This is a genomic window from Gimesia panareensis, from assembly GCF_007748155.1.
Lineage (GTDB): Bacteria > Planctomycetota > Planctomycetia > Planctomycetales > Planctomycetaceae > Gimesia > Gimesia panareensis.
Genome location: NZ_CP037421.1, coordinates 4,577,148 through 4,603,677 on the forward strand (window position 1 = coordinate 4,577,148; position 26,530 = coordinate 4,603,677).

Genomic DNA, 26,530 nt, shown 5'->3' on the forward strand with positions numbered 1-26,530 from the left:
GTTAGTCGACTCGGATTTCGCGTACCACCCGGAAAGCCCCGCGTGAGGGGGACTCGGGGGTGCCGTGGCCGCGGACATAAGATGTCAGCTGACTGGCCGGTTGTTGAAATCCGCCACCACGCCGAACCCGCTCGCTCCCCTCTGCAGGACCTGTCGGATTTTCGCTGGGAGAGCTCGGATAATAGTTGGCAGCGTAGAAATCCTGACACCATTCCCACTCATTCCCGTACACATCGTATAGACCGAACGCGTTGGGGAGCTTCTGTTTTGCGGGGTAGACTCTGCCTTCGGAATTATTCTGAAACCAGGCATACTGCCCCATTTCATCCGGACTGTTTCCAAAAAACCAGGGAGTCTGAGTACCGGCACGGCAGGCATATTCCCATTCTGCTTCGGTCGGCAGACGATAGACGTCTCCCGTTTTTTTTGAGAGCCACTCACAGAATGCGACTGCATCATTCCAGCTGATGTTAACAGCAGGAGCTGTTGCCTGAACCGAGAGATCTCCCAGATTTTTCCAGTAATAATCTTCTGATCTGTTCCAGCTGCCACCAATCATTCCATATCCACCAGCCCGTTCTGCATCGGTTTGGTAACCAGTTTCATTCACAAAACTCTGAAACAGTTGATTGGTCACTTCTGTGGTACCGATATAAAACGGACGCGTCAGCTTCACAGAATGAGCGAGGGCATCAAAGGCTGCGGGAACATTATCCTCGGTTCCCATGACGAATTCCCCCGGGGGAATCAGCGACAGTTTGAGCATGACGGGCTGGTCACCTCCCCCGATGCTGACACTTTCCTGAACCGGGAGTTCAATCTTCGCGGAATATTCCTGTTGGGTTTTCTTTCCGTCAACCAAGCCGCTCTGACCGGGAACAGGTTCTGGAGAACCAGCAGCCGAATCTTCCGACAATTCTTTCTCAGGATTGCGAGACAGGGCCACAATCAGAACCGCAGCCAGAATCGCAGTTCCTCCCCAGATCAATCCGCGGTGTTTACCAGCTGAGGGAGACTGCCGTTGAGTATCAGACCCTGCCAGCACCGTATATTCAGAGTCCGCAGGCTGGACTTCGGTTGTCTGGCTGGCCCAGTCTTCGGTTGAGTGTGTTGTTTCCCCGGCATCCTTGACAGGTAACGTGCTTGTCTGCTCTGCAACATAGGTGGCATTGAAGTTTTTCAAATCCTGTAACAGCTCGGACACATTCGCATACCGCTGGTTGGGATCTTTGGCCAGCATCGTTTCAAAAATGGAATTAAATGCTTCAGGCACTTGATTGTTGACTGTCGAAAGCTGTGGGATTGGCTGTTCTTTGTGAGCCAGAATCCGTTCCACTGTTGTTTCTCCCGCATACACCGGCTTTCCGGTCAACAGAAAATAGAACGTACACCCCAGACTGTAGATGTCAGAACGATGATCGGCCAGCTTTGTATTCCGCGCCTGCTCGGGAGCCATATAATCAATGGTCCCCATGAAGATCTGGCTGGAGGTCAATTCAGTCTGCCCACCACTGGACAGGATGTCCTCTGATGTTTCCTGCAGACGGGCCAGGCCCATATCCAGAATTTTCAGATCCCCCTGGTCATCTACCAGAATATTAGCCGGTTTAATATCCCGATGGATCACTCCCTGTGCGTGGGCATATTCCAGTCCTTCCGCGATCTGTTGCAGACAATGCATGGCGTCTGCAAAATCGAGCGGCCCCGAATCCCGGACCAGCTGGGTCAGACTTTCTCCATCAATGTATTCACAGATCAGGTAATGAATCCCCCGCGCTTCTCCGGCATCGTATGCGGTCACGATATGGGGATGTGAGAGTCGTGCTGCTGTCTGGACTTCGCGTTCAAATCGCTTCAGCCGTTCGGGGTCCTGATCCAGGTCTGCACGGATCACTTTCAGTGCGACGATCCGTTTCATACGACGATGGACGGCCTTATAAACCGTCCCCATCCCGCCCGAACCAATCGGTTCCAGAATCAGATAATCACCTATCAGCAAGGGACGCCCCTCAGGTTCCAGCAGCATCTGGCTCTGATACCTCGTCATTCGTCCGGATTGTGTCAGCAACTCAGCCAGTTCATCGGCAGACTGTGGACGCTCAACCGTGCCCAGAATCTCGGTCATCTCTTCTGGACCGAGGACCCCCGATTGAACAATCCGCTCTGTATAGGACTCAACGGTATTCGCCGTGGAAGCTGGAGAGTTCCCCTGAGTGGCCGCAGACTTCAATTCCGCTTGTGCAGTTGCGATGGTTTCCGACAACCACTCCTGGTCCAGCATGGGAAACACTTGCAGGTAATCGTTGACCTGGGGAAGGTCCCCGGTCTGAATCCGATGCTCCACTTCCAGCGGAATCAGCTCTTTCAGAATCACTTCGCGATATTCGACGGCAACATGATCCAGCCAGTCGGTAATTGACGGCAGATCCCCCTGCCTGAGCTCCACTTCAAACTGATCACACAACTGATTGATTTTCAGCATCAGATCCGACGGGAGCTGTTCGAAATCTGTTCCATTTCGCGACTTCACAAATTGCAATCCTCTTGCCAAAGACGGGTAATCAGCTGAAGTTTACGTTCTACAGTGCGACGAGCGCAGCTCAGCTGTTCGGCAATTTCTGTAGTAGTTTCCCCTTCCATTTTAGCCAACGCAACCTGTCTTAAGGTCGAATCGCCGGTTTTGTCCAATAAATCAAGCAGACGTTCCAGTTCTTCAGCCAGTTGTACAGTAAATTCGGGGGAGGGCTGATGCTGGATGATCTCTTCAAAATCAACGGGTTTGTTCTCCCTCTTTCGTTCTGAGTCTGTCCCGCTGGCCCCACTCCCTCCCCGTTTCTTCCGATTCTCCTGTCGAATCAGATCGACAGATTTATGAGAGGTAATCGCCACCAGAAGCGGCCACAGATTTTCCCGATCGGTGACCTGTGAAAAACGGCCATTCTGCGCTCCCAGGCAAAAACTTTTAAAAGCGCTCAAAGCCACATCTTCTTCATCCGCTACTGCACGCGGCGCCCCCTGCAGCTTTTTGCGGGCCACTTCCACCATCTCCAGAAAATAGGATTCCCACAAGCGCTGCGCAGCGTCAGCATCACCAGTTTTCAACTGGTCAATCCACTGAGTGACGGTCTCTTCAATCAAAGACATCCGCAGTCGCTTTCCTGAATCAAACGCTGAAATGGAATACTGCATTATATCGTATGCTAAGACGGTGCAACAGCTTAGACCGTTTTTCCAGCAAACTGGATTATTTTCATAAATTTTGTCGCAACTTCACATTCACTGTCGAATCCCCGGTAGTGACATCACCAACAGTTTGATACCAGCAAAACGTTCTCTGAACATAATTTACGTACCTGTTGAAGCGAGACATGACATGCGATTCCCCCTGATCAGAATTTTTCAGTTCCTGTTACTCATGTTTGCTTTACCCTGGATGGCCATGCAACCGGGACCAAGTGCAAACGCTCAGTCGCCCATCAGGCGTACGGATGATTTACAGACGCTGAGCGATGATTTTGAGGATCCCTCAACGATGGCCAACTGGTCTCGGATTTTTCAAACCGAAGGAACGGGCGCTGATCAACTGGAGCAAATTGATATCTCCCGAACCCGAACTGGCTGGTTGGTCATGAAACCTTACAGCAGCACCTGGTATATGGATTACCGGGGAGTACTGGTTTACAAACAGGTCAAAGGCGATTTTGTGGTCACATCGCAGGTCCGTGTTGCCCGTCGTGGAGGTGATGGTGCACCGCGCAGCAATTATTCCCTGGCAGGGCTCATGATACGCACTCCCCGCAAGGTCACACCACAAACCTGGAAATCAGGTGGAGAGAACTATATCTTTCTCTCGCTGGGCGCTGCCAACCGGCCGGGAACATTTCAGTTTGAAGTGAAAACGACTGTGAACAGTCGCTCGAAACTCGCTGTGACCAATGCCGGAACTCCGACAGCCCTGATCCAGATTGCCCGGATCGGAAACGATTTTATTCTGCTCAAAAAGACTCCCGATGGTAACTGGAATGTGCACCAGCGCTATCGACGAACTGATATGCCAGAAGAATTGCAGGTTGGACTGACAGTCTATACCGATTACGGCACGGCTTCGCGACTGCAGCCTCCGCAACAAAATACTCAGGTCATTAAGAATGGTCGCCCCGATCTGGTCGCAGGCTTCGAATATGTCCAGTTTCGACGACCACAGATTCCCGGTGAATTGAAAGGGAAAACACTCGGTGATCCCCAGGCAGTCCCAGATGCGAAACTGCTGCAGTTTCTGGGAGCAAATGCCCTTAATAAATAAAGTTGAGTATCAGCATGACTGTCAAATTCGCCGTTCTGCCAGTTTGCAATTGATTCTGCTTCGGGCTTATAATCAGCTCAGGTTTAACATTTGACGGATTTTATCCGTTCATATAACTCTGAGCATGGCCTCAGTGAATCAATGACAGGAGTCTGGCAGTATGCGCTTTTTACCTCAATCTCTTCTGGTTCTCTGCAGTTTAGTAATCGTACTGTTTCCCTCAATCAGTTGGGCAGACGCAAAACCGACTGATGGCGTGCTGATAGAAGCAGAAAGCTTCAATCAGCATGGCGGCTGGAAACTCGATACTCAGTTCATCAATATCATGGGCTCTCCCTACCTGCTGGCTCACGGATTAGGACAACCTGTTACTGATGCAGAAACCTCGGTGAAATTTCCTGAACAAGGTACTTACCGCGTCTTTGTACGGACCAAAGACTGGGTTGCCCCCTGGAAAGCAGCGGGCGCACCTGGCAAATTCCAATTAAAAATTGACGGACAGCCTCTCAAAGAAACTTTTGGAACTCAAGGAGCGAAATGGTTCTGGCAGGATGGCGGTACCGTTGAGATTAGCAAACCGGAAATCAAACTCACGCTGCATGATTTGACGGGCTTTGAAGGCCGCTGCGATGCGATTCTGTTTACCAGAGATCTGAACTACCAGCCTCCCAACGACCTCGCCCCCATGGATCAATGGCGCAAAGCCATGTTAGGACTCCCCGCGAAACCTGAAGTGACAAAACCTTATGATCTGGTTGTTGTCGGTGGTGGATACTCGGGCATGGGGGCAGCCATTTCTGCCGCCCGCATGGGATGCAAAGTGGCCTTGATTCAAAACCGCCCCGTGCTGGGAGGAAATGGAAGTTCTGAAGTGCGGGTCTGGGCTAAGGGGCTGGTCCGCCGAGGTAAATATCCTCATATCGGTGAAATTATCGCTGAATTCGCAGATTCCGCATCGGCATCTCCAGGCACCTACGAGGAGTTTGGCGACAAAAAGAAAGAAGCCATTGTTCGGGCCGAGAAAAACATTGACCTGTTCCTGAATACGCATGCTTATGCAGTCCAGAAAGAGGGAGATACCATTCAGAGTGTGACTGCATTCAATACCCAAACCAGTAAACGGACTGAATTCCGAGGCAAATTGTTTGCCGACTGTACCGGGCATGCGGAAATTGGATATCTTGCAGGAGCAGACTACTACACACATGAAAAAGGCCACATGGGCATGAGCAACATGTGGACCTGGAAAGATGCCGATCAGCCACAATCGTTTCCCAATCTGGAATGGTCCCTCAATCTGACTATGCAGGATTTCCCATACCCCAAACGCTATCACGGCGAGTGGTTCTGGGAAAGTGGCTTCGACAAGGATCCGATCCAGGATCTGGAATCAATGCGTGACTGGAACTTCCGTGCGGTTTACGGTGCCTGGAATGCCATGAAAAACAAAGGGGGAAAGGAAAAGCATCAAAATGCAGTCCTGACCTGGATGGCCTACATCGGCGGCCCGCGTGAATCGCGCATGCTCCGTGGGGATGTGATCCTGCGAAGAAAAGACATTGTCGCCAAAGTTGACTTCCCTGATGGCTGTGTCCCCAGCACCTGGTCGATCGACTTGCACTACCCCAAAAAGCAGTATATGCAAAAGTATCCGGAAGACCCGTTCATTTCGCAGGCCGTGTTCGACCGCAGCGTCGACCGCAAACGCGGCTACCCGATTCCCTATCGCTGTTTTTACTCACGGAATATTCCCAACCTGTTTATGGCAGGGCGCTGCATTAGCGTGACTCATGAAGCACTGGGAACCGTGCGCGTCATGAAGACCGGGGGAATGATGGGAGAAGTCGTCGGAAAAGCAGCGGCTGTCTGCATTGAGAAAGACTGCCAGCCACGTGCTGTCTACACCGACTATTACAAGGATCTGGAAAACCTGATGTCCCGCAAGGGAGTTGAACGTCGCGATTCCATTGATGGCAAGTTTTATACTCCCCAGGATGCGAAAGAACTGCCTCCGGTGATTGATGCTTACATCGACCCAGCCACCCTCCCCGGAATGGTCATTGACGATGAAAACAAAAATGTTCAGTTCGTTGGCAAGTGGACCAAAGGTGAAGGACTGAAGGGATATATTGGCAATCATTATGTCTATCATGGAAGAGGCAAAAAAGCGGAGATCCACTTCAAATTCCAGGTCGAAAAATCCGGAAAATATGAAGTCCGTCTCGCTTACGGCCATCACGAAAATCGTGCGACCAATACACCGGTCACGATTCGCTCCCCCCAGGGATCCAAAACAGTGAAGATCAACCAGCGGGTCAAACCACCGCTGCCTCATGGTTTTATTTCTCTCGGGACGTTTGAATTTGAGCAGGGACAGCCGATCGAGGTCATCATGTCCAATACCGACGTGGATGGCAACGTGCACGCTGATGCGATTCAGGTTCTGCCCGCAGACTGACAAGCATGTCCCGCCGTAAGACTCGCATCCAGTGAAGCCGACATTCGTAACATCGATAAAGAAATAAATCCCACCAGTTGACTCCTGGTGGGATTTTTAGAGAGAAGGATGACCGAATTACCGCTAGCTTCCCAGCCTGCTCCGCGCCCCCGCCCGGCCAGCCAGCTTAGATCATTCTCTCTGAAACTGTATCGAATTACGATTCTGCTTCTGATCGTCTGGTTGATTCGCGATTATTACATTCGTATTCGCGTTCAGGGCCAGGCCCCCATTGAGCTCAGGGAGGTCAAAGAGATCCTTCCGCAGGCGGAAGCACTCAGCGTCGATCATTCTGATCGCATGGGCTTATTCATCCTGGATCGAAACAACCAGACCATTGGCTATGCAATTCGCACTTCACCCATTTCTGATGAAATCATCGGTTACTGTGGTCCCACAGATACTCTGATTGTCTTTGGCCAGAAGACAGGAAAAGTGTCAGGTCTGGCGATTCGTTCCAGCGGGGACACCACCTCGCATGTGAATGACGTCCGCGCAAACCAATATTTCAGGGATCGTTGGAAAGAATACTCGTGGGACCAGATCGCGAAACTGGATCTGGAACAGGGGGAAATTGAAGGAGTTTCAGGGGCCACAATGACGAGCATGGGGCTGGCGTACGCAATCCGCCACCGCATCCGTTACTCGCAAAAGCAGGCGCAAGCTATCACTCCCTTCCGATTTGAGTTCAAAGATACGGTTCTAATCATGTTTGCAACCGGAGCCTGCCTGCTGACATTTACGCGGTTGAAACGGATTCACTGGCTCCGAAAGCTATTCAAAATCGCGGCATTCATTTACCTGGGATTTATTACAGGCGATCTCCTGGCCGAATCCCTGTTTGCCGGCTGGGCAAAGTATGCCGTTCCCTGGCGGCAACTGTCCGGCCTGGTCCTGCTGGCTGGCACCGCAATTCTGATCCCCTGGAGCACACGACGAAATGTGTATTGCCAGAGTCTCTGCCCGCATGGTACCGCCCAGGAATTTCTGGGGAGACTGATACCACATCGTAAAAAATGGAAAATCAGGCCTGATGTGAAACGGGCTCTGCGGTGGATCCCAGGGCTGCTGCTTGCCCTGATTCTGATTATCATCTTCCTGAGACTCCCCGTTGACCTGGCGGAACTGGAAGCCTTTGACGCTTACCTCTTGACGTCTGCCGGTATTGCATCGATTGTAATTGCCCTATCCGGACTGATTGCGTCAATATTCGTCCCCCAGGCATATTGCCACTTCGGTTGCCCCACGGGAACAATCTTCGAATTTGTCCGTTCGCATGGCCGTGCGGACCATTTTGGTAAGAGCGATTTCGTTGCCGGGCTCTTTCTGATTATGGCACTCATACTTAACCAGTATGCAGAAGTCATCCAACAACTGTTACTGCAATAATCATAAGCCTAATATTTTCCAGTCGCATCATCTTTAATCTGATGACGTAAGAGAGCCTTACTCACAATATTTACCAGTTTTTGAGGCTTGTATGGTTTTTTGAGGAAGTGCACGATCTCTGAGCTGTCCATCTGATCGGAGATGTCGTTTTCACTGAGACCACTGGTGAGAATCACAGGAACATTGATTTGTTTGTCCTGAAGCTGTCTTAAAGTTTCTACTCCACTCATACCAGGCATGGTCATATCCAGTAAGACAACACTGATCGAGTCCCGATTGCGTTCGAAGACTTCGATCCCCTGGGATCCGGAATTTGCCAGCAGAACAGAAAACCCAAAGCGTTTGAGAACATTCGTCACCACATTACAAACTGCCTGATCGTCATCGATCACCAGTACATACCCCACATCCGCAGGAACCACTGGATCGACACTGCTGTCCGTCGTAATTTCTTCCTCAGGATCTGTCGCCACAGGTAGAATTACACGAAAGCAGGATCCGCTCTCCACTGCAGATTGTACAAATAAACCACCATGATGTCCCCGGATAATACCGGAAACCCCCGCCAGCCCCAGTCCCCGTCCGGTAAACTTTGTCGTAAAGAATGGGTCGAACATTTTCGACTGACAGTCCTCATCCATACCACTGCCATTATCTTCGATTTCGAAGAAGATAAATCTCCCTGGACTGACATTTTCACAGAAATAGTAGTATGAAAAATCGTCCTGGTTCAGTTCGAGGAATCCAGTCCGAACATCGATCTTCCCGGCATCTTTCTGATTCTGGATTGCTTCTGAAGCATTGGTCAGCAGATTCAAAACAACCTGTTCTATCTGGCCGGTATCTCCATGAATCAACAAATTGTCTCTCGACAGATTCAAATCAATATGTGCATTAGGAGAAATGATCGTTTTCAGGATCTCAACCGTCTCCTGAATAATCTGGTTCAGATTGAAAGTAGTGGTTACAAAGGTACGGCGTCCGGAATATGCCAGCAGCCGCTCACAGATTTTCGTCGCATGCCGGGCAGCGATTTCAATGTTCTTGACATTCTGACTGATGGGGGAATTCTCCTGCAGTTCCATCAACGCAAGATTCGTATTGCCCAGAATCGCCAGCAACAGATTGTTGAAATCATGAGCGACTCCCCCTGCCAGGACCCCCAGGCTTTCCAGCTTCTGCGCATGCAGCATCTGGGCATGTAAGTGATCTTTCTCCGCTTCCATTTGAATTCGATCGGTAATATCGCGTATCACCTGAATGTAACCAGTAATCTGATTATCGGATCGCCGCAGCGGTGTGATAATGGTCTCGCCTTGAAATATAGAGTTGTCTGCTCTCAGATACTCGACGATAAATGGTTTCAGGACATGGGTATTGGGATATGAAACCCTGGTAAACTGCTCCTGGTAATCTGATTCTGACTTGACGAGTTCTCTGACTGGGCGGCCCAGCAGATCCGCTTCCTTGCAACGGAAGTGCATCTGGATGGATTCGTTACACATGACAATATTGTGACTGCGATCGGTCACAATCATCACATCGGTCACAGAGTGAAAAATGGTCTGCAGCAGGATTCGCTGGCGCAGGATTCGCTGGCGGTTCAACTGCTCAATCGTTTTCTTGCGAACCGTAACATCGATTGCCAGGCCGATACAACCTATGATCTGTTCATGAGAATTACGCAGCGGCGCAATATGAATATCCAGGATGGTATTCTGTAACTGTTGTTCAAACCGAACCGATTCCCCCTTCAGAGTCCGTTCATGCATGGCGGTCATATACTCCGAAACTTCTTCGGACTCATGGAATTCATAGATCGGTTTCCCCACCGCATCGTCCGGTTGAATCCCCAGTTGATTCAGTCCTGCACCGACAATCGACGTGTAATGATTATTTTGATCGGTGGTCCATAAAATCGCCGGAATCTGCTCCATAATGATCCGCAGCCGCGCCTCGTTCTGCAGCCGGATCTGCTGAGATCTTTTTAAGTCATCAATATCAATGTGCGTTCCAATGACCTGGACCGGTTTCTGATGAGGACTGTACGCTGAGATTTTGCCGCGGGTCAGAATCCATTTCCATTGCCCGGATTTGGTTTTCATACGGACTTCAGCTTCGTAAGACGGGACTTTCCCTTCCAGATAGTCCTCCAGTAACTTCAGAGTTGGTGTTAGATCTTCTGGATGTACCAGCGATTGCCAGGTTGCATAACTGGCGGGGATTTCATACGGAGTGTACCCCAGCATGGTATACCATTTATCATCAAACCTGGCCTGTTTTGTGATGACATCATAATCCCAGAGCCCAATTTCCGAACCGCGGGCCGCCATCGTAATCCGGAGTTCGCTCTCTTTCAGTTTTTTCTCTGCATACTCTCGACTCAACTCCGCTGCAGCCCGGTACGTATAACTTTTAATCGCTGGAATATCACACAGGTCTTCGTAGATCGGCCGGTCTCCCAGCAGCACCAGATGCCCCTGTACCGCACCATGTTTGTCAACCATCGGGAAGCTGAAATACGACTCAATTCCATGCTCACTCAGAAAGGTATCCTTCGGATACAACTTGGCGACATTATTTTCGATACTGTATGGATCAAGGCCAATCGCATCGGCGCAAGGAGTACCTTCTACCTCATATTCAAAATCAGGGATCAGTTCTCCATCAAAACAGGCCCCGACTGTCTGACATTTCCCCGAATACAGTCTTCCTGGTTCAAAGTGAATTGTCTGATGTTTGACAAGCAACACACATTTCAGTTTCAAAGCATCCGCAAGCGCTGTCACCAGACGTTTAAAAAACTCATTACCGGTCACATCACTGGTTCTGCTGGTCAACAGGTGATGCAGACGTTCATTCTGTCTCCTTAAGGTGATCTCATCAAACAGCCAGAGACTGGAGTCTTGTCGGACAGGCAAGGTAACTTCACACAGGCACTGTTCCCCATCATGATATCTAGCCCAGAATTCTGTCTGAGAAGAATTGTCAACGGAGTCGCATGTTGAGTTGGACTGTAACGCAAACAGACGGGTAACATTCTCTTCGAAGACGTCAGGATGTCCCTGGGAATCCCCTAACAGCTCATTCGCACGCTGATTAAAAAATAAACTGCCATCCGTCTGCAACACCGCCCCCGAGGGAATGCTTTCGATGATCAATTTAATAGAGGCATTGTCACTCTCAGGCGAGTGGGATTCTTTTCGCGACGCGATTGTTTTCTGCGTAGAATCGATACGGAACTGATTTTGTTTCTCTCTGCCGGAACCGAACTTGAACTTCATCCATAATGCTCCCGGGGATCCTACTGATGTTCAAATAACTAGAAGTGGTTTCATAACTTATTAAGTAATGTGAACACGCACGCGAGTTGTGCGAATCCTAAAAACAAATGACTGTATCGTTCATACCGTATTACCAGACGACGAAAGTTGAACAGCCAACTGAAGGTGCGTTCGACTTTCCAGCGGCGTCGATATCGTCGCAGAGCACGCCCATCTTGCGTCGCTGGTTTCACACGGTTCTTGCGATGCGGACAGATCAGCTCTATCTGCCGTTCCGCCAGCTCTGTGCGCAGGGGATCGCTGTCGGCCGCACGATCATAAATCAGGCGATCGGGGTCGCGTGGCAAAACTCGCTGGTCCAGCAGGGATTCAATCAGCTTCACCTCTGCCGGAGAGGCACTGGCACGATCCAAAGCGAGAGGGAGCCCGTTTCCGTCGACCAGCAGCATAAGCTTGGTTCCCTTTCCCCGTTTTGTCTTTCCGACATCGGCGCCCCTTTTTTTGCGGGGCAGAATGTGCCATCCCCGAATGCTTCCGACCAGACAACCAGCTTCCGGCGGTCTAAGTGTTCGAGCAATCGCTGCCACGCTTCCAGGAAGACACCGTCTTCGGTCCATTCCTTGAAACGCCGCCAGCAGGTGCTGGGAGATGGTAAAAATGTTGGTAAATCTTTCCATCGGGCACCGGTCCTTAATACCCAAAGGATTCCTTCGAGGCACTCGCGGGCAGCCACTCTGGGCCGCCCTCCGGCTGCGTTTACCGGTGGTTCTGGAAACAGATCTTTGATCAGAAGCCATTGCTCGTCCGAGAGTTGTGGTTTTGGTTCCGTCCTGGACCCGGTAATGTTGCGACCTGTGGCAGGTCGTGACACGCGGGTCATGGTCATAATGAGACCTCCTTTCTGGGGAGGTACTCCTACAAATACTATACCAAACTGTTCACGTAATTTAGGGTTTTGAAACTACCTCTAGTCTGAATTCTACAACTCGTTTGCCAGAATTGACATAGGTATTCGTATGCTACAAAATCAGGTTTGCGATCGATATCCCAAAAAGCGATTCCTCACGATTTGACTCAGAAAAACACCTACGGGGGCTCCTGCCTGTTTTGCTTCCAAAAGGAAAGCCTCAGCTGTGAAGGGATCTCTACCACCTGCCTTGTGAATGCTCTAAAACTCTTTTCCAGGCAGTCGCTACTGTGAGACAGCACGCATTTCTCGCTGGATCAGAAACAGACGATCCAGAACGGAATCAAAGTCATGTCCACCGGCAAAGCGGGTGAACCAACTCCATTTATGGCAGCATTTCTCGACAGGCAGGGATGAGTAATAAAGGATTTCAGGCCGAACTCTTCAAGCACACCGGCCGCAAAGCAACCTTCCCCGTCATCGGCGGAGAGTGAGCTCTGTCAAAGTGAAAACATCCCGGATCGTCCCTACAGTTTTGGCTTCGGGGCTACGAGCGGTGCGTTTTCAGCTCTCTGTTCGGGCACATAGGGATGTGTTTTGCGCCACTCTTTCCAGAACGGGGCGGCGTGCGTACTTCTCCAGAGTGCCAGAGCGTTGCCCACGTGACTGTAGAAGGTGTATTTCTGCAGAATCTCTTCTTCTGTATGGGAAGTCGTGTTGTGAATGATCCATTTAGCGGCTTTCACGATCTGCTCATGCGGTGGATGTAGTTCTTTGGGAGCGATTGCCAGCCATTCCAGATGGTGGCCCGTCGCGATGACATTCTTGTACTCAGGAATTTCTTCCGGATGGGTCAACGCTGTCTTACCTTCCATCCAGTTTGCCGGCCAGTGACCATCTTCAAACTGACAGACACTGATCAGGTCTCGGACTTTTTCCAGATAAGCATAGCCTTCCGCACGAACCGGATCAGATAGAATGTCGAACTGATCATCCAGACGAATCAGCAGCATCACTGAATAGACACGGTGTGTTCCTACACAGACCCCAAAGCGTTTGTCGCCACGAATCAGACGTAACACGATCTGATCAAAGGAAACGGATCGTCCGTCGGACGTTTTCCACTGTTTCACCGGTGGAATCCACAACCCGAATGCCATGGCCGACCATTCGACTTCGGGCTCATCCAGATTGAAATCGCGCAATGACTGCTGAATCACATCGTTGACTGTCATATCACGTCGAGACGGTGCAAACACCGGCTCGTCACGATGGATGCCGGCCTCGGTGAGTGATGCCAGCCAGTGGTCGTGGTGCACTGAACCGCCGATCTGGGTTCCCCAGCGAATCGAAATCCCCGCCGGCTCATCCACCAGCAACGGAGCAGCCTCATCACCCCAGGAGGCCAGGAAACGGGCATGATCAACGAGAAAGTCCCGCATCTCGACACCAGAAACGATACTCGGATCTTCGAATGTTGATTGAATACTCCAGGTTCGCAGTGCATGCTCCACATGATTCGGTTTCATATGCTTGCGTGGAAATTTGGGACGTACCTGTTTTAAGACCGCAGCCAGTTCCTCATCGGTCACCACCGCAGGATCGTTGTATAATGGCTTCACCCGCAGAGGAAGTTCGCGTTCAATTTTCACTTCCGGATAGAAGGTTTCCTGCAGAAACACTTCATCAAATGACTGGCGCGATTCGCGTGACCCCATGGTATAAGCGGCACCAAAGGCGATCACAACCACGACCTGAACGGCAATCAGAGTTTTCGAGGACAACTTGCGTGACTTCATGATTTATCTCGATATTGATTCTTGAAAACAGATAATTTTCTCAAAGCGGAAAGGCAACAGACAGATCGAGTCTATTGAATGGGTTTATTCCTCAGGAGCACGACCGACCGGCCGTCTTTATATCCAACTCGCCAGACTCCGTCTTTTACCAGACGCTTCATCAGTCCTTCCCGGCGTGGCAGATCCAATACAATGGTATTTATTCCATAGCGATCCAGCAGTTCCTCTGCATCGCCTGCCAGATTGCTGATCCGCAAATAATGATTCCAGACTTCGCGGGGCAGTAAATGCGCGTGCGAATTTGCAAAAACATCCAGATTCTCCGGACCTGCCCATAGCAGGTAATCTCCCAGTTCCATGGAATTGAAAACCTGTCCCTGAATCTGTTTCTCTTTCAGATATTTGACGGCACCAATGGGCGTCGACTCTGAAACGCTCCGCTCAAAATCGACCTCTTTGCCATGCAGCATTACGGACCCCATGGGAGTGACTGCAAAACAGATCCAGATCACACCGACAGAGACAATGGTCCATTTACCGGCACAGAAGACTTTTTCAGCTCCCGGATCAGCCAGACGTTTCAATTTCCATCTGCAGATCGCTGCACCATGGATGGCCAGGTAATAGGCGGCCACAGGAGCCCACCAGATAATCATCCGCGAACTCCACAGGGCAGAAATTCCCAGCCCCACCAGGAGCAATACTTCAGCCGTTGAAATTCGTCGGGGTGTAAAACGGCTGGCTATGACCAGCAGCAATGTGATGAGCCCCGCAGCTTTCCCCTGGTACATTCTCAGAGTCAGAGGATTCCACTCGATCAGATCAGCCAGATTTGGGTTGGATGAGAACGAAAAGACTTCGCTGTATAACTGCAGACCATAAGGATTAAACAAGACTGCGATCGCAGACAGTTCCAGCAGGATCAGGTAGCGGCGGGTTTTACTATCCCCCAACATCGCTTTCCAGTTTCGCATTTTCCAGCTGACATCTATAGCACGTCCGACCAGAAAACAACCAATCAGTCCCAGGCCGACGGGAAAAGAACCATGCAAATTCGCCCAAAATACAAACAGGAGCGGAATAAGGACCCAGTTCGCCTTGCGCCAGTTTCTGGCAGTCAACAGGAAAAACAGAGTGACAAAACAGAGTAACCCTGCCAGTTGGGGACGTACAATGCCCAGTTGCTTCCAGTCACAGAGCAGAAAGGCAGAAATGCAGACCATGCTCCAGATAAAGCTTCCCGTCCGCTGCTGGACACGATACAACAACAGTGCCATACAGGCTGTAATGGCAGCGGCATAGAGGAACTTGATCCCGGCAACACCGGCAATTTCATACATCTTGAAGGCTGATATCTGGCTCAGCCAAGCTGTATCAATGAATGACATCCCCGATGAAAGCGGCATCAGTGGTGCGAACTCAGGAATGCTCCCCATCTCCCAGATCAGCCTGCCGTATGCCAGATGCCCCCAGATATCGGTATGCCAGAGCGGCATTGAGCTGAACAGCACGAACGCCAGCGAGAGGACGCAGACAGAAAAGAACGTGAACCGGGAAACGCGTACCGCCTCCGGAAAACGATCGACGAGGACGGCATCCTCTTCATGCTCTTCACTGGAATTCTCGTTACCAGACTCGTTTTGATTTTTCAAAGCAGTTGCCATAATCAATTGATCGAAATACGGGAGTTCTGTTGAATATCATATGCGCTTCAGGAACGTCAAACGAGATCGTTCAGCGATTTCATCTGCAGGATAAACCAGAGATTCACAAAGATCTCAGACGGATTGCAGCGCAGCATGACAGGAATTACGTGTACTGATAGCCTAGTTCAAGCAATCCAACTACGGAAAATCAGTTTGGGGAATCCGGGCCGTCGCGAAAAATCAACATGCAACTTCGCCACCTGTATCGATTTTACGGAACAGTGTGGTTATGACTGTTTTACGGATTACCTAAAGCGTAACCCCTTCGACAGCGCTCTGTGGGGAACCGGGATCTACAGGTGGTGCTGTCAAGTCCCGAGGTTTCAGCGACTTCTTTTGAGAATTTGATCTGTTCAGGAACAGCAGATCGCCTGTAGGACCATCACTAACGCCAGACGGAGGAGCATCGGTCTGTACCATTTCTGTCTGTGCCAGTTGCAGCCGATCCGACCAGGCCTCAGATTCGCTGCCAAAGATTTCGGACATTTTCTTCAATGCTTTTGCCTTCTGCTCATCTGAATCGAACTGTTTCCAGATCAGTCTCGCAAGATCCACTCCCTTTTCATATGACCGGTTCCGTTTCAGGGACTGCAGAATGGTTTCCCACGAATCGAAGGGCACTTTTTCTGTGCGATACAGACTCAGAGCCAGTTCCGCGCCAATCTTCGGTTCTCCCGGGGACAATTCGACCCCTTTCTTCAGATAGGCTATCCGCTGGTCAAGATCGTCAGAATGGCGTGCCAGGTACCAGTAATACTTTCCGTTCCAGTAAGGATGACAAATCAGCCAGGTCGCTGGAATCAGCAGAAGATGTGAGACCACAAATGCATACCGCAGTAGACTCGCAAAACGAGACTGGTTAATTAACACCACTCCGGCCAGAAGTCCATACAGGAACCCGGCTACATGGGCGGCATTCGCAATATTCATGATCCCCAGATACGTTAACACGAAACACAAAAACAACCAGCCCAGCCCCCAGTGAATTTCACGTTCAGTGAAGACCTCTGCAATATGTTCGTTTGTTTGACGCAACAGAATCAGCATGCCGAACATTGCAAATGCGGCTCCTGATAAACCCACAGGATAATGTTCCCAGTAGTATTCGGGGAGTAACGAGATGAATGTCGCCAGAATCAGAAACAGGACGTACACCCAGCGACGCATCACCGGCTCGATCAGATGCCCCAGAAAGGCAATCGCGACACAGTTCATCACCAGATGCAGGATGTCTCCGTGATGGAAACCACTGACCAGAATCCGCCACCATTCTCCTGCCCACAGGTCGAATGGCCCCCCCGTCGGATAGTCTTTTTCTTCAATCAGCGGATGATCGTGTACAAACACGAGTGGCTGCACAGCCCCCAGTTTCCAGAGGGCATCATCAAATCCATTCTGACCTGAAGTCCGGTGACTGATGCGATAAGCCTGAACAGCAAGGAATAACCCGACTGCAACTGCCAGAAACAAAGCAGTGACTGGATAGCGGGAACAGAATCTTTTCAAAGAATGCAACATTGACTCTTATTCATAATCCAACAGGAACTGATGTCTCTCCAGCTCAAGAATAGCTGATTTTCCCACATTTGACACCTGAAAAGAAATCCCCGCTCACGAACTTCACGAAAAAGATCCCTCTTTCCCCAGATCCCGATTTCCGCTACAAAACGCTCCGTCAACTTAGTGAATTTCTGGACTCATATGACATGTTTCACGCCGGTTTTCATCGCATTCCCTGGTCCCTGCTCTGCTGTATCCTGATTTTGATGGGTTGCGGCCTGGCAGGAATTGCGCGCGGCGACGAACTGGCAGGACAGGGACACTATTTCCAGAAACAATGTGTCTGGATCCTGATTTCACTCACTGCTCTGGCGGGCACAATCCTGTTCCCATACCGGAATCTGCGCAGCATCAGTTATCCGCTGTTTCTGGCGACACTGATATTACTGATCGCCGTCTTTTTCATCCCAGCAGTCAATGGGTCCCGCCGCTGGATTCCACTTGGCTTCTTCAAGTTTCAACCATCGGAACTGGCAAAGATCACTTATATTCTGGCCCTGGCGCATTATTTGATGTACCGCAAAAATTACCGCCGGATCCCGGGTCTGATCGTCCCCTTCATCTTAACCTGCGTTCCGGTCATCTTGATCCTGCGGGAGCCCGACCTGGGAACCTCCCTGCTCTTTTTCCCCATTCTGTTCGCAATGCTGTTTTCTGCAGGCGCTCGACCTCGGCACCTGGTTACGATCGTCATCCTGGGAATCTGCATGCTGCCCCTCCTCTGGCTGCAAATGAACCCCGAACAGAAATCGCGTATTGTGGCTCTGTTCACTCAGCGTGATGGCGGGGAAATGCCCCGCGGGGACGGCTACCACCTCTACCAGTCAAAGCAAATGCTTGCCCTGGGAGGTGTCTGGGGCAGCGAAATCGCCGGAATGCCCGTCGACGATCCCGCTGCCTATCACCTTCCCGCCGGCCGGACCGACTTCATCTTCTGTCTGGTGGGTGAACGCTTCGGCATCGTGGGTTGCCTGTTTGCTCTGGTCGTCTTTAGTTTTCTGTTTATTCGTGGTCTGCAGATCGCACTTGCAACCCGCGAGCCGTTTGGAAGGCTTGTCGCGGTCGGTATTGTGACCTTGCTCGCATCACAAACGATCATCAACACAGGGATGACGGTCGGTCTGATGCCGATCACCGGAATGACACTTCCCCTGATGAGTTATGGCGGCACCAGCATGCTCAGCACCTGCCTCGCCCTGGGATTGCTGATCAATATCTGCATGCATCCCGGCTATGAGATTCATGCTGAACCTTTTCGGTTCTGAGAATCTCTCTATCATTGTAGAGAACCGCATCTGGATCAGTCGGCTCAATTCTGAATTATTGAATTGCCAGAATTTATCCAGCCGTACACATTCCCGACCTTTTCCAGACAGATACAATAGAGAGATACTTCCGGCCGGTCTGTCTGCTGACCGGCTATTGATTGCCAGCAAAGCTCATTCAGATGCATCTAAAATGACCGATAACCTCGAACTCAAGTCTGCACGCTCCCGAATTGAAGCCGCCTACGACCCTGATTTACTTTCTGCAGCCAGTCAGACGTTATCAGAACTCCTCACCCTGCACGCCCGCTCTTTAGATGAACCGGATACGCCGGTGTTAAACTGGCGAGCTCCTGCTGAGAATCTGCAACAGGCACTGGAACAGCTGTTACAGGCCCCCACGACCGATTTGGCGACCTCCGATCTTCCGCAACGGATTCAGGAGTTTCGCGCACTTGCACAAACGCTGCTCGACCGGGGACATAACCTGCAAAACCCCCGCTATATCGGTCATCAGGTCCCTGCATCCATTCCACTGGCAGGCCTGTTTGATGCGATCACGGCAGTGACCAATCAGGTAATGGCCGTTTACGAAATGGGGCCCTGGGCTACTGCTGTCGAACTGGCACTGATTGAAATGATCGGTACTGAAATCGGTTTTACACCCGGGGAATTTACAGGGCTGGTCACACATGGAGGCTCGCTGGCAAATCTGACCGGATTACTGGCGGCTCGTAATCAGAGTTGTCCGGAAATCGGAACACTCGGCCCACAGGCACAACTGGAGGCGTCCCCGGTTCTGCTTGTTTCCGCGGATGCTCATTACAGCGTCACCCGTTCCGCCAACATTCTGGGAATTGGCACCGAGCAGATTCTCAAAATTCCTCTCGACGAACACCGCCGCATGCAACCCCTGGCGCTGGAAGAACTGATCCTGGAATGCAGATCCGAAAATCGGAAGATCATCGCCGTAGTAGCCTGTGCCTGTGCAACGCCGATTGGCGCTTTCGATCCGCTGGAACAGATCGCAGATCTGTGTGAAAAGTATCAGATCTGGTTGCACGTTGACGCTGCACATGGAGGCCCGACCTGTTTCTCAAAGCGTTATCGACACCTGACACAGGGACTGCATCGGGCAGACAGTGTCGTGTTTGATGCACACAAAATGATGTTCATCCCCGCCTTGAGTGCGTTTCTGTTTTTTAAGAACAAAGCCCATCGCTTTACCGCTTTCCAGCAGCAGGCACCCTATCTGTTTGATCCTTCTGCTCCCGAAATTGCCGACTACGACCTGGGACTGCGGACCATCGAATGCACGAAACGAGCCAACAGCTACGCCCTCTGGGGAATCTGGGCACTGTTTGGGAAACAGCTGTTTGCAGATCTGGTCGATGTCACATTCGAAACGGCCGGCATTTTTCAGCGACTGCTACAGGAGACCCCCGATTTCGAAGCGGTTCACGAACCAGAGTGCAATATCGTCGTCTTCCGCTATCAGCCCGCCTGGCTGGCAGCTTTGCCACTGGAGCAGCAGAATATGATCCATTTCCGTATCCGGCGACAAATCATTGAGTCCGGGGAATTCTATATCGTTCATTCTGTAATCGATGGACAGGCTGCGTTTCGGATTACGGTCATGAATCCGCTTACCACTGAAGCACATTTAAAGCAATTGTTGAATTCGATCTGCAGCAAAGCGGATCATTTTAAAGATGAATTTCCTGTCACACGCCAGACGGATCATTGTGAACAGACTTGACAATTTGGGATCAGATCGAAAGAATCGTCGCTCGGAAAAGACAAGTACATTGTCACAGGTTATAATACAAATACTTTACTAAACGTTTCGATTGAACTTACCAACAGGTGAATTCAGATTCTAAACGGAGAAATGAGACCATGAGCGGCCCCATTGTTCGTACAGGCACGACTCCCAAATTCTGGGAAAATTATGATAAAATCTTTGGCGAACCCGATAAAAAGGGAACCAAAAAGAAAGCAGCTTCCAAAAAGGGAAGTGCTAAGAAGAAAGCAGCAAAAAAAACCGCTGCCGCAAAGAAGTCTCCTGCGAAAAAAGTAACTGCAAAAAAGGCACCTGCTAAAAAAGCAGCGAAGAAAAAAGCAAAGAAAAAATAACGCTGGCACGAGGCACGCGCAGTCCCTGTTCCGGGTGAATCCGATGGCTTAACAAGGTGCTCAAGTTCAGTGAATCCTGAATCCACAGCGACTAAATCATCACCTCCAGCCATCCTGCTCATCCTGCTCATTCTGCTGATCGCCGGTTCCTTTGCCGCCGATTCCTTGATTCGGTTTCCAGTACCCGGCACCAATGAGCCACACTACCTCTGCAAGGCAAAACATTACTGGAATCCCCAGTGGTGCGCGGGGGATTTTTTCCTGGAATCTTCCAATGCCCACCGCTTCTTTTACCAGGTTGTGGGATTCTTCACACAGTGGCTCACACTGGCTCAGACCGCCATTCTCGGTCGCCTGGCAGGCTGCCTGCTGCTGGCGATCGGCTGGTATCGTCTCCTGCGCGTACTGACTCCTGGAATCTGGTCGCCTTTGATTGCCGCCTGGATGTTTCTGGGCATCGCTGCCATCGGTAATTTTTCCGGTGAATGGATCATCGGCGGAATCGAATCCAAAGTCTTCGCTTACGGTTTCCTGTTTTTAGCCATGGCAAATGGCTGCGAGCAGAACTGGAACCGGGCCGCCATCTATCTGGGTCTGACCATCAGCTGGCATCCCGTCGTCGGAGTCTGGGGACTGTTGTGTGCACTGTTTGCACTCGCCTGCTACGCACTGGTGCAAAGAAAGTCACTCAGTCGAGCTTCCCTGGTCCTGAATATCAAACAAGCAATCCCTGCCTGTGGCTGGCTCATTCTCTGTTCCCTGCCCGGACTGGTTCCAGCACTCAGCCTGCTCCAGGGGGGAACGCCCCGCGAGGAATTCTCGGCCAACTTTATCCAGGTCTTTTACCGGCTCAAACATCACCTGGATCCAATGGACTTCAATACATTCAGCTACCTGATGTATGGATTCCTCCTCGCAATCTGGCTATTGTTTCGCCGTAAGGAAAACACCACATTTTCCCTGCGTTTCTTCCAGTATTTCATCGCCGGGACTCTGGGCCTGGCCTGTATCGGATTTCTACTCGGTGCAGGTCCGCGACCTGCCAGTGAAATGCCCTACTATGCCTTTCGAATGTCACTGCTCAAATTCTATCCCTTCCGCCTGTTTGACTCACTGCTTCCACTGGCGGTAACGGTCACACTGTCCAACACCGTCTACCAGCGCTGGTTTAAGCAGGAGAAAACCGACCCTGATGCCGCAACGGGAAACAGGCGTATCCGTGCTGGATTCATCGCCCTGCTCAGTCTGTGTCTGTTGACAACAGTCCTCTATTCGGCCTGGATTGCACCCCCTGTGCATAAGATGACTGCCCGACAGCGCGCTGACTGGATCGATGCCTGTCACTGGATCCAGAATAATACCCCCGAATCGGCCCTGTTTCTGACGCCCATCCATCAGTCCGATTTTAAATGGTACGCGCAACGCCCCGAATATGTGACTTACAAAGACTGCCCTCAGGACGCCCCGGGCATCATAGAATGGAATCGCAGGTTGAAATACCTTCGAAAATGGGGGCAGGATTATTATAATAAAGGCTTTGATGATCAGGCCCTGCAGGTTTTGCATCAACAGACCGGAATCACGCATCTGCTGGTCAAGCGGCTTGGGCCTTTTAATACCATCAAACCTGTTTATCAGAATCAAACCTATAAAATCTACAAACTTCCCTGAACTCCCTCCAGCCAATGGTTTTACTCATGCACACTCAAGACCAAGTTGCCACACGCCGCTCCCGCGGACTGAAGCTATGCTTTACAGCGCTACTGTTCTTCCTGTCTCCCGCCCTCAGCCCTGATCTGGCGCAATTCGACGCATCGCTGCACGCGCAGGCTCCTGCTGTCAAAGCGGGAAACTGGCCTTACTTTCTGGGTCCAGAACAGACCGGCATTTCATCTGAGACTAACCTGATCGACGACTTTCCCCGCGAAGGCCCCCCCCTGCTCTGGGAAAAAAAGATCGGCACTGGCTACAGCGCGCCATCAGTTCTGGGAAACCGACTCGTCATTCATCATCGACCAGATGACGATGGCCCTGGAAAAGAAGTTGTGGAATGCGTCGAAGCCGACTCTGGCAAGGTTCTCTGGAAGTACGAATACCCGTCCGATTTCCGTGATCCCTATGGTTACAACAACGGTCCACGCTGCTCACCTCTGTTGACCTCTAAGTACTGCTATACTTTCGGAGCACAAGGCAAACTGTATTGCCTGACTCTGGATCAGGGCAAAGAGGTCTGGCACCGTGACTGCTTAAAAGATTTTGATGTGCCTCCCGGTTTCTTCGGTGTGGGTGCCACCCCGATTCTGGAGGGGGGGAAGCTGATTGTCATGGTCGGGGGAAAACCAGATTCCGGGATGGTTGCCTTTGATCCGGAGACGGGCAAAACACTCTGGCACAATGTTGGCAAAGAGGTCTGGGACGGTACTTCCACCGGCTGGGAACGGCTACCCGTATATAAATGGCGGGGTAATGAAAAACTCTCCAGCTACTCTTCTCCCATTGCAGCGACTATTCACGGCAAGCGGCATCTGCTCTGTCTGATGCGACAGGGACTGGTCTCACTCGATCCCCAGGACGGCTCCGTGAATTTCAAATACTGGTTTCGTTCACTGCTGAGAGATTCCGTCAATGCGGCACGCCCGGTCGTTGTGGATGACAAGATCTTTCTCTCTGCGGCCTACCAGGTTGGCTCTGCATTGCTCGAAGTCAATCCGAACGGGAAAAGCTACAAAGAACTCTGGCGCGATCCCACCAACATGATGACTCACTGGTCCACCAGCATTTATCATGACGGCTACTTTTATGGGTTCAGTGGACGTCATGAGCGGGAAGCAACCATGCGTTGCGTGCGTCTTTCGGACGGCAAAGTCATGTGGGAAACTGATGGTACCTCACCCGTTGCCGGTAAAGTCAAACCGAATCAGATCACGGGAAAATTCCAATGGGTCGATACCGGCAAGGCCGCTCCCTGGCCCTTTTATGGGCGAGGTTCAGCCATCCTGGCGGATAACAAATTTATCGTGCTGGGTGAACGGGGCACACTGGCGATCGTGAATGTGGATCCGGAAAAGTTCGGCGAAGTCTGCCGTACCTCATTCCCCCAAATCACATATCCGGCCTGGGCAGCACCGGTTCTGGCTCACAAAAAACTCTATCTCAGAAGTGAATCACACCTGATTTGCCTGGACTTTGCGAAAAAGTAAGAGTTTAAAGGGAATCGAAAGTCCAGCCTGAGAGTTAACCCTCTGAGGGCTGGGCCGGTTTCTCACTGGGGTTCAGATTCCAGTGCGGTCCCGTCAGGGCATCGAGCAATTCTGAATAGCTGGGCCGTTCCTCTCCCTCGGTCAGCTTCAGACTTTCAGGCATATTTTCGGGCTCGTCTCTCACCCGCTGCACATTCGCCCCCAGGGCGATCAGTTTTTCTTCGAGCCGTTCATAGCCTCGATCCAGATGATAGATGCGACGGATGACAGTCTCCCCTTCGGCAGCCAGTCCCGCCAGAACCAGCGCCGCACTCGCACGCAAATCGGAGGCCATCACACAGGCACCACTCAGGCGAGAGACACCATTCAGAATCGCACTGGCAGATTCACGCCTGATTTTCGCCCCCATCCGCGCCAGTTCCGATGCATGCATGAAACGGTCGGGAAAGACCTTATCGGTCACAATGCTGATCCCCGGTACACAGGCCAGCAGTGACATCAGCTGCGCCTGCACGTCGGTCGGGATCCCAGGATACGGCAGAGCAATACAATCGACCGATTTGAGTGGCTGCGAGACCTGAACCCAGACTGACTGTCTGCGGTCGGGCTGCTGTGGAAATTCCAGACGAATCGTGACGCCAATTTCCCGCAGCTTTTCAATGACGGCAGTAATGTGATCGGGACGCACCTGATTGAGTTGCACATCTCCCCCGGTCATCGCCGCCGCGATCATCAGGGTCGCTGCTTCGATGCGATCCGGGATGACCTCATGCTCCGTCGCCTGCAGACGCTCGACGCCTTCGATCTTCAGAAAGGGAGTCCCCAGCCCTTCAATTCGCGCTCCCGCTGCGTTGAGAAAATTACCGACGTCCACTACTTCCGGTTCACAGGCCGCAGACTCGATTGTCGTCGTCCCCTCCGCCAGCGCCGCAGCGATCATCACATTACAGGTTCCTGTCGCCGTACTCCCAAAGGCCCCCCCCAGAAAAATATTGGCTCCCTGCAAACGGTCAGCCCGGGCAATCACGTATCCCCGGTCGACGCGAATCTGTGCTCCCAGAGCTGCCAGCCCCTTGAGATGCAGATCAATCGGACGATCGCCGATATTGCAACCGCCCGGCAGTGAGACGCAGGCCATCCGCCGCTTGGCCAGTAAGGGCCCGAGCACACATACACTGGCCCGCATGCGCCGCACCAGTTCGTAGTCCGCAATGCAGGCACTTTCATCGACCGTTCGTAAACGCAGAACGCCGGATTCATCCCGCTGGACTTCCATTCCCAGTGAGCCCAGAACCTGGGATTGCGTCGTCACATCGACCAGATTAGGAATGGAATGCAGTGCTGTTTCACCATCACAGGCCAGAGCAGCTGCCATTAATGGCAGCGCCGAATTCTTCGCTCCGCTGACAGTGACACTGCCGGAAAGCCGTTCGCCTCCGCGAACGATAAACATATCCATCCCTGGATCTCCTGGAGTTGACTGGATGAAACTCGTGTGCTGACAGTATAGGTAAACGGTTGATTTTACGATAGACATTTTTGAGCAATGATGACCCGGGAGCGATGCGCCAGATCTGTCTTAACCCTAATATTTCTATAATTTCCGGATGCGGTAAGTAATTCTCTCAGATCAGTTTCCTGCTCCGGGGAGAACTCGAGCAGCAGTTGCCCCCCTTCCTTCAGACAGGGAATCGCTTCCTGAATAATTTTCCAGTAAAAGTCGAGTCCATCAGCTCCCCCTGCCAGCGCCAGACGCGGCTCATGTTGCCTCACATCTGCCTCTAACGTCTCGATTTCCGCATCAGGGATATAAGGGGGGTTGCTGGCGATCAGATCAAACTGTGCCCCTGCCGGGATCTGAGCGAAACAGTCGCTTTTCAGAAACTGGATCCGCTCCTGCAGTCCATTTGTCTCCGCGTTCTTCTGTGCGATGGACAATGCTGCCTCACTGATATCGGTCGCCAGGAATGAGGCATTGGGGCAGTTGGAAGCAGCCGCAATTGCCACACAGCCACTCCCCGTACATAAATCAAGAATCTGAGGGGCCGTCAGCTTCTGTGCTTCCTCGACCAGTTCCATCACCAGCGTTTCGGTATCCGGACGCGGAATCAGCACATTCTGATCTACGAAAAAATCCAGCCCGAAGAACTCTCGTTTGCCGACCAGATAGGCCACCGGTTCTGCATTGGACCGGCGCTGCACCAGCGAACGCATCGTCGCGCGCTGCTGTTCGGTAACCACATCCTCATAGTTGGTATAAAGGCGAATCCGCTCACAGTTTCGTGCGTATGCGAGCAGGACCTCTGCATCCAGACGAGGCGAATCGCTGCCATGCTTAGCCAGATGGGTCGTTGTCCAGTCCAGAATCCGACGCACGGTCCACGGTTCAGCTGACGCATTCGAACCGCTTTCCGGAGTTGAGGAATTTTCTTTCACGTCACGATCCATCGAACTGACAGGCAGCCACAGGCTGACAGCAGCCAC

Annotated in this window: 17 protein-coding genes; 8 read left to right on the forward strand and 9 right to left on the reverse strand. The window is 51.5% G+C overall.

Translation table 11 applies throughout. The features are described 5' to 3' along the window. Window position 1: 1 nt before the first annotated feature. Window positions 2-2,530 carry a bifunctional serine/threonine-protein kinase/formylglycine-generating enzyme family protein gene (locus Enr10x_RS16905; protein ID WP_145450780.1) on the reverse strand — a complete coding sequence of 843 codons (2,529 nt, stop codon included), beginning with the start codon at window positions 2,528-2,530 and terminating at the stop codon, window positions 2-4. Further along, on the reverse strand, window positions 2,527-3,144 hold the full coding sequence (locus tag Enr10x_RS16910; protein WP_145110274.1) for an ECF-type sigma factor: 618 nt from the start codon (window positions 3,142-3,144) through the stop codon (window positions 2,527-2,529). The genes Enr10x_RS16905 and Enr10x_RS16910 overlap by 4 nt, the downstream gene beginning before the upstream one ends. A gap of 388 nt (window positions 3,145-3,532) precedes the next feature. Between Enr10x_RS16910 and Enr10x_RS16915 the strand changes: the two genes are divergently transcribed. The 3 genes from Enr10x_RS16915 (at window position 3,533) to Enr10x_RS16925 (ending at window position 8,189) form a co-directional block, all read left to right on the forward strand. Beyond that, window positions 3,533-4,303 (forward strand): hypothetical protein, encoded by a 771-nt coding sequence (locus tag Enr10x_RS16915; RefSeq protein WP_145450781.1) that lies wholly within the window; start codon window positions 3,533-3,535, stop codon window positions 4,301-4,303. A 160-nt stretch (window positions 4,304-4,463) separates the two neighbouring features. Continuing rightward, on the forward strand, window positions 4,464-6,761 hold the full coding sequence (locus tag Enr10x_RS16920; RefSeq protein ID WP_145110278.1) for an FAD-dependent oxidoreductase: 2,298 nt from the start codon (window positions 4,464-4,466) through the stop codon (window positions 6,759-6,761). 108 nt (window positions 6,762-6,869) lie between these two features. Continuing rightward, window positions 6,870-8,189 carry an FMN-binding protein gene (locus Enr10x_RS16925; RefSeq protein WP_145110281.1) on the forward strand — a complete coding sequence of 440 codons (1,320 nt, stop codon included), beginning with the start codon at window positions 6,870-6,872 and terminating at the stop codon, window positions 8,187-8,189. An 8-nt stretch (window positions 8,190-8,197) separates the two neighbouring features. Here the strand turns inward: Enr10x_RS16925 and Enr10x_RS16930 are convergent, their stop codons facing one another. The 5 genes from Enr10x_RS16930 to Enr10x_RS16950 all read right to left on the reverse strand — a co-directional run bounded on the left by Enr10x_RS16930 (window position 8,198) and on the right by Enr10x_RS16950 (window position 17,403). Further along, window positions 8,198-11,473: a PAS domain-containing hybrid sensor histidine kinase/response regulator gene (locus tag Enr10x_RS16930; RefSeq protein WP_145450782.1), complete on the reverse strand. Its 3,276-nt coding sequence runs from the start codon at window positions 11,471-11,473 to the stop codon at window positions 8,198-8,200. A 50-nt stretch (window positions 11,474-11,523) separates the two neighbouring features. Further along, window positions 11,524-12,353, reverse strand: a protein-coding gene (locus Enr10x_RS16935) for an IS5 family transposase (RefSeq protein WP_390621357.1) whose coding sequence is annotated in 2 segments (ribosomal slippage) — window positions 11,524-11,963 and window positions 11,963-12,353 — 831 coding nt in all. Because the reading frame shifts where the segments join, the coding sequence is not laid out codon by codon here. 554 nt (window positions 12,354-12,907) lie between these two features. Next, the gene (locus Enr10x_RS16940) at window positions 12,908-14,179 is read right to left on the reverse strand and encodes a hypothetical protein (RefSeq protein WP_145450783.1); all 1,272 of its coding nucleotides are present in this window, start codon (window positions 14,177-14,179) and stop codon (window positions 12,908-12,910) included. A 71-nt stretch (window positions 14,180-14,250) separates the two neighbouring features. Then, a complete protein-coding gene (locus Enr10x_RS16945; protein WP_145450784.1) occupies window positions 14,251-15,831 on the reverse strand; it encodes a hypothetical protein in 1,581 nt (526 codons plus the stop codon). A gap of 303 nt (window positions 15,832-16,134) precedes the next feature. Further along, complete coding sequence (locus Enr10x_RS16950; RefSeq protein WP_145450785.1) at window positions 16,135-17,403, reverse strand: rhomboid family intramembrane serine protease; 1,269 nt, start codon at window positions 17,401-17,403, stop codon at window positions 16,135-16,137. Between the two features lie 188 nt (window positions 17,404-17,591). On the opposite strand from Enr10x_RS16950, the gene Enr10x_RS16955 reads away from it, so the two are divergent. From Enr10x_RS16955 to Enr10x_RS16975, 5 genes are all read left to right on the forward strand, one after another. Further along, complete coding sequence (locus Enr10x_RS16955; protein WP_145450786.1) at window positions 17,592-18,710, forward strand: FtsW/RodA/SpoVE family cell cycle protein; 1,119 nt, start codon at window positions 17,592-17,594, stop codon at window positions 18,708-18,710. A 193-nt stretch (window positions 18,711-18,903) separates the two neighbouring features. Continuing rightward, window positions 18,904-20,469, forward strand: coding sequence for a pyridoxal phosphate-dependent decarboxylase family protein (locus Enr10x_RS16960; RefSeq protein WP_197996067.1), 1,566 nt, complete (start codon window positions 18,904-18,906; stop codon window positions 20,467-20,469). A 140-nt stretch (window positions 20,470-20,609) separates the two neighbouring features. Continuing rightward, the gene (locus Enr10x_RS16965; RefSeq protein WP_145110302.1) at window positions 20,610-20,846 is read left to right on the forward strand and encodes an RNA polymerase subunit sigma; all 237 of its coding nucleotides are present in this window, start codon (window positions 20,610-20,612) and stop codon (window positions 20,844-20,846) included. A gap of 69 nt (window positions 20,847-20,915) precedes the next feature. After that, window positions 20,916-22,517: a DUF6798 domain-containing protein gene (locus Enr10x_RS16970; protein WP_145450788.1), complete on the forward strand. Its 1,602-nt coding sequence runs from the start codon at window positions 20,916-20,918 to the stop codon at window positions 22,515-22,517. Between the two features lie 26 nt (window positions 22,518-22,543). Beyond that, entirely contained in the window at window positions 22,544-24,046 is a 1,503-nt protein-coding gene (locus Enr10x_RS16975) for an outer membrane protein assembly factor BamB family protein (RefSeq protein WP_145110308.1), read from the forward strand. Window positions 24,047-24,080: 34 nt separating this feature from the next. Here Enr10x_RS16975 and murA read toward each other — a convergent pair whose 3' ends face one another. Together murA and prmC are read right to left on the reverse strand one after the other, a co-directional pair. Continuing rightward, on the reverse strand, window positions 24,081-25,505 hold the full coding sequence (murA, locus tag Enr10x_RS16980; RefSeq protein WP_145110311.1) for a UDP-N-acetylglucosamine 1-carboxyvinyltransferase: 1,425 nt from the start codon (window positions 25,503-25,505) through the stop codon (window positions 24,081-24,083). Between the two features lie 65 nt (window positions 25,506-25,570). Next, entirely contained in the window at window positions 25,571-26,530 is a 960-nt protein-coding gene (gene prmC, locus Enr10x_RS16985; protein WP_232093034.1) for a peptide chain release factor N(5)-glutamine methyltransferase, read from the reverse strand.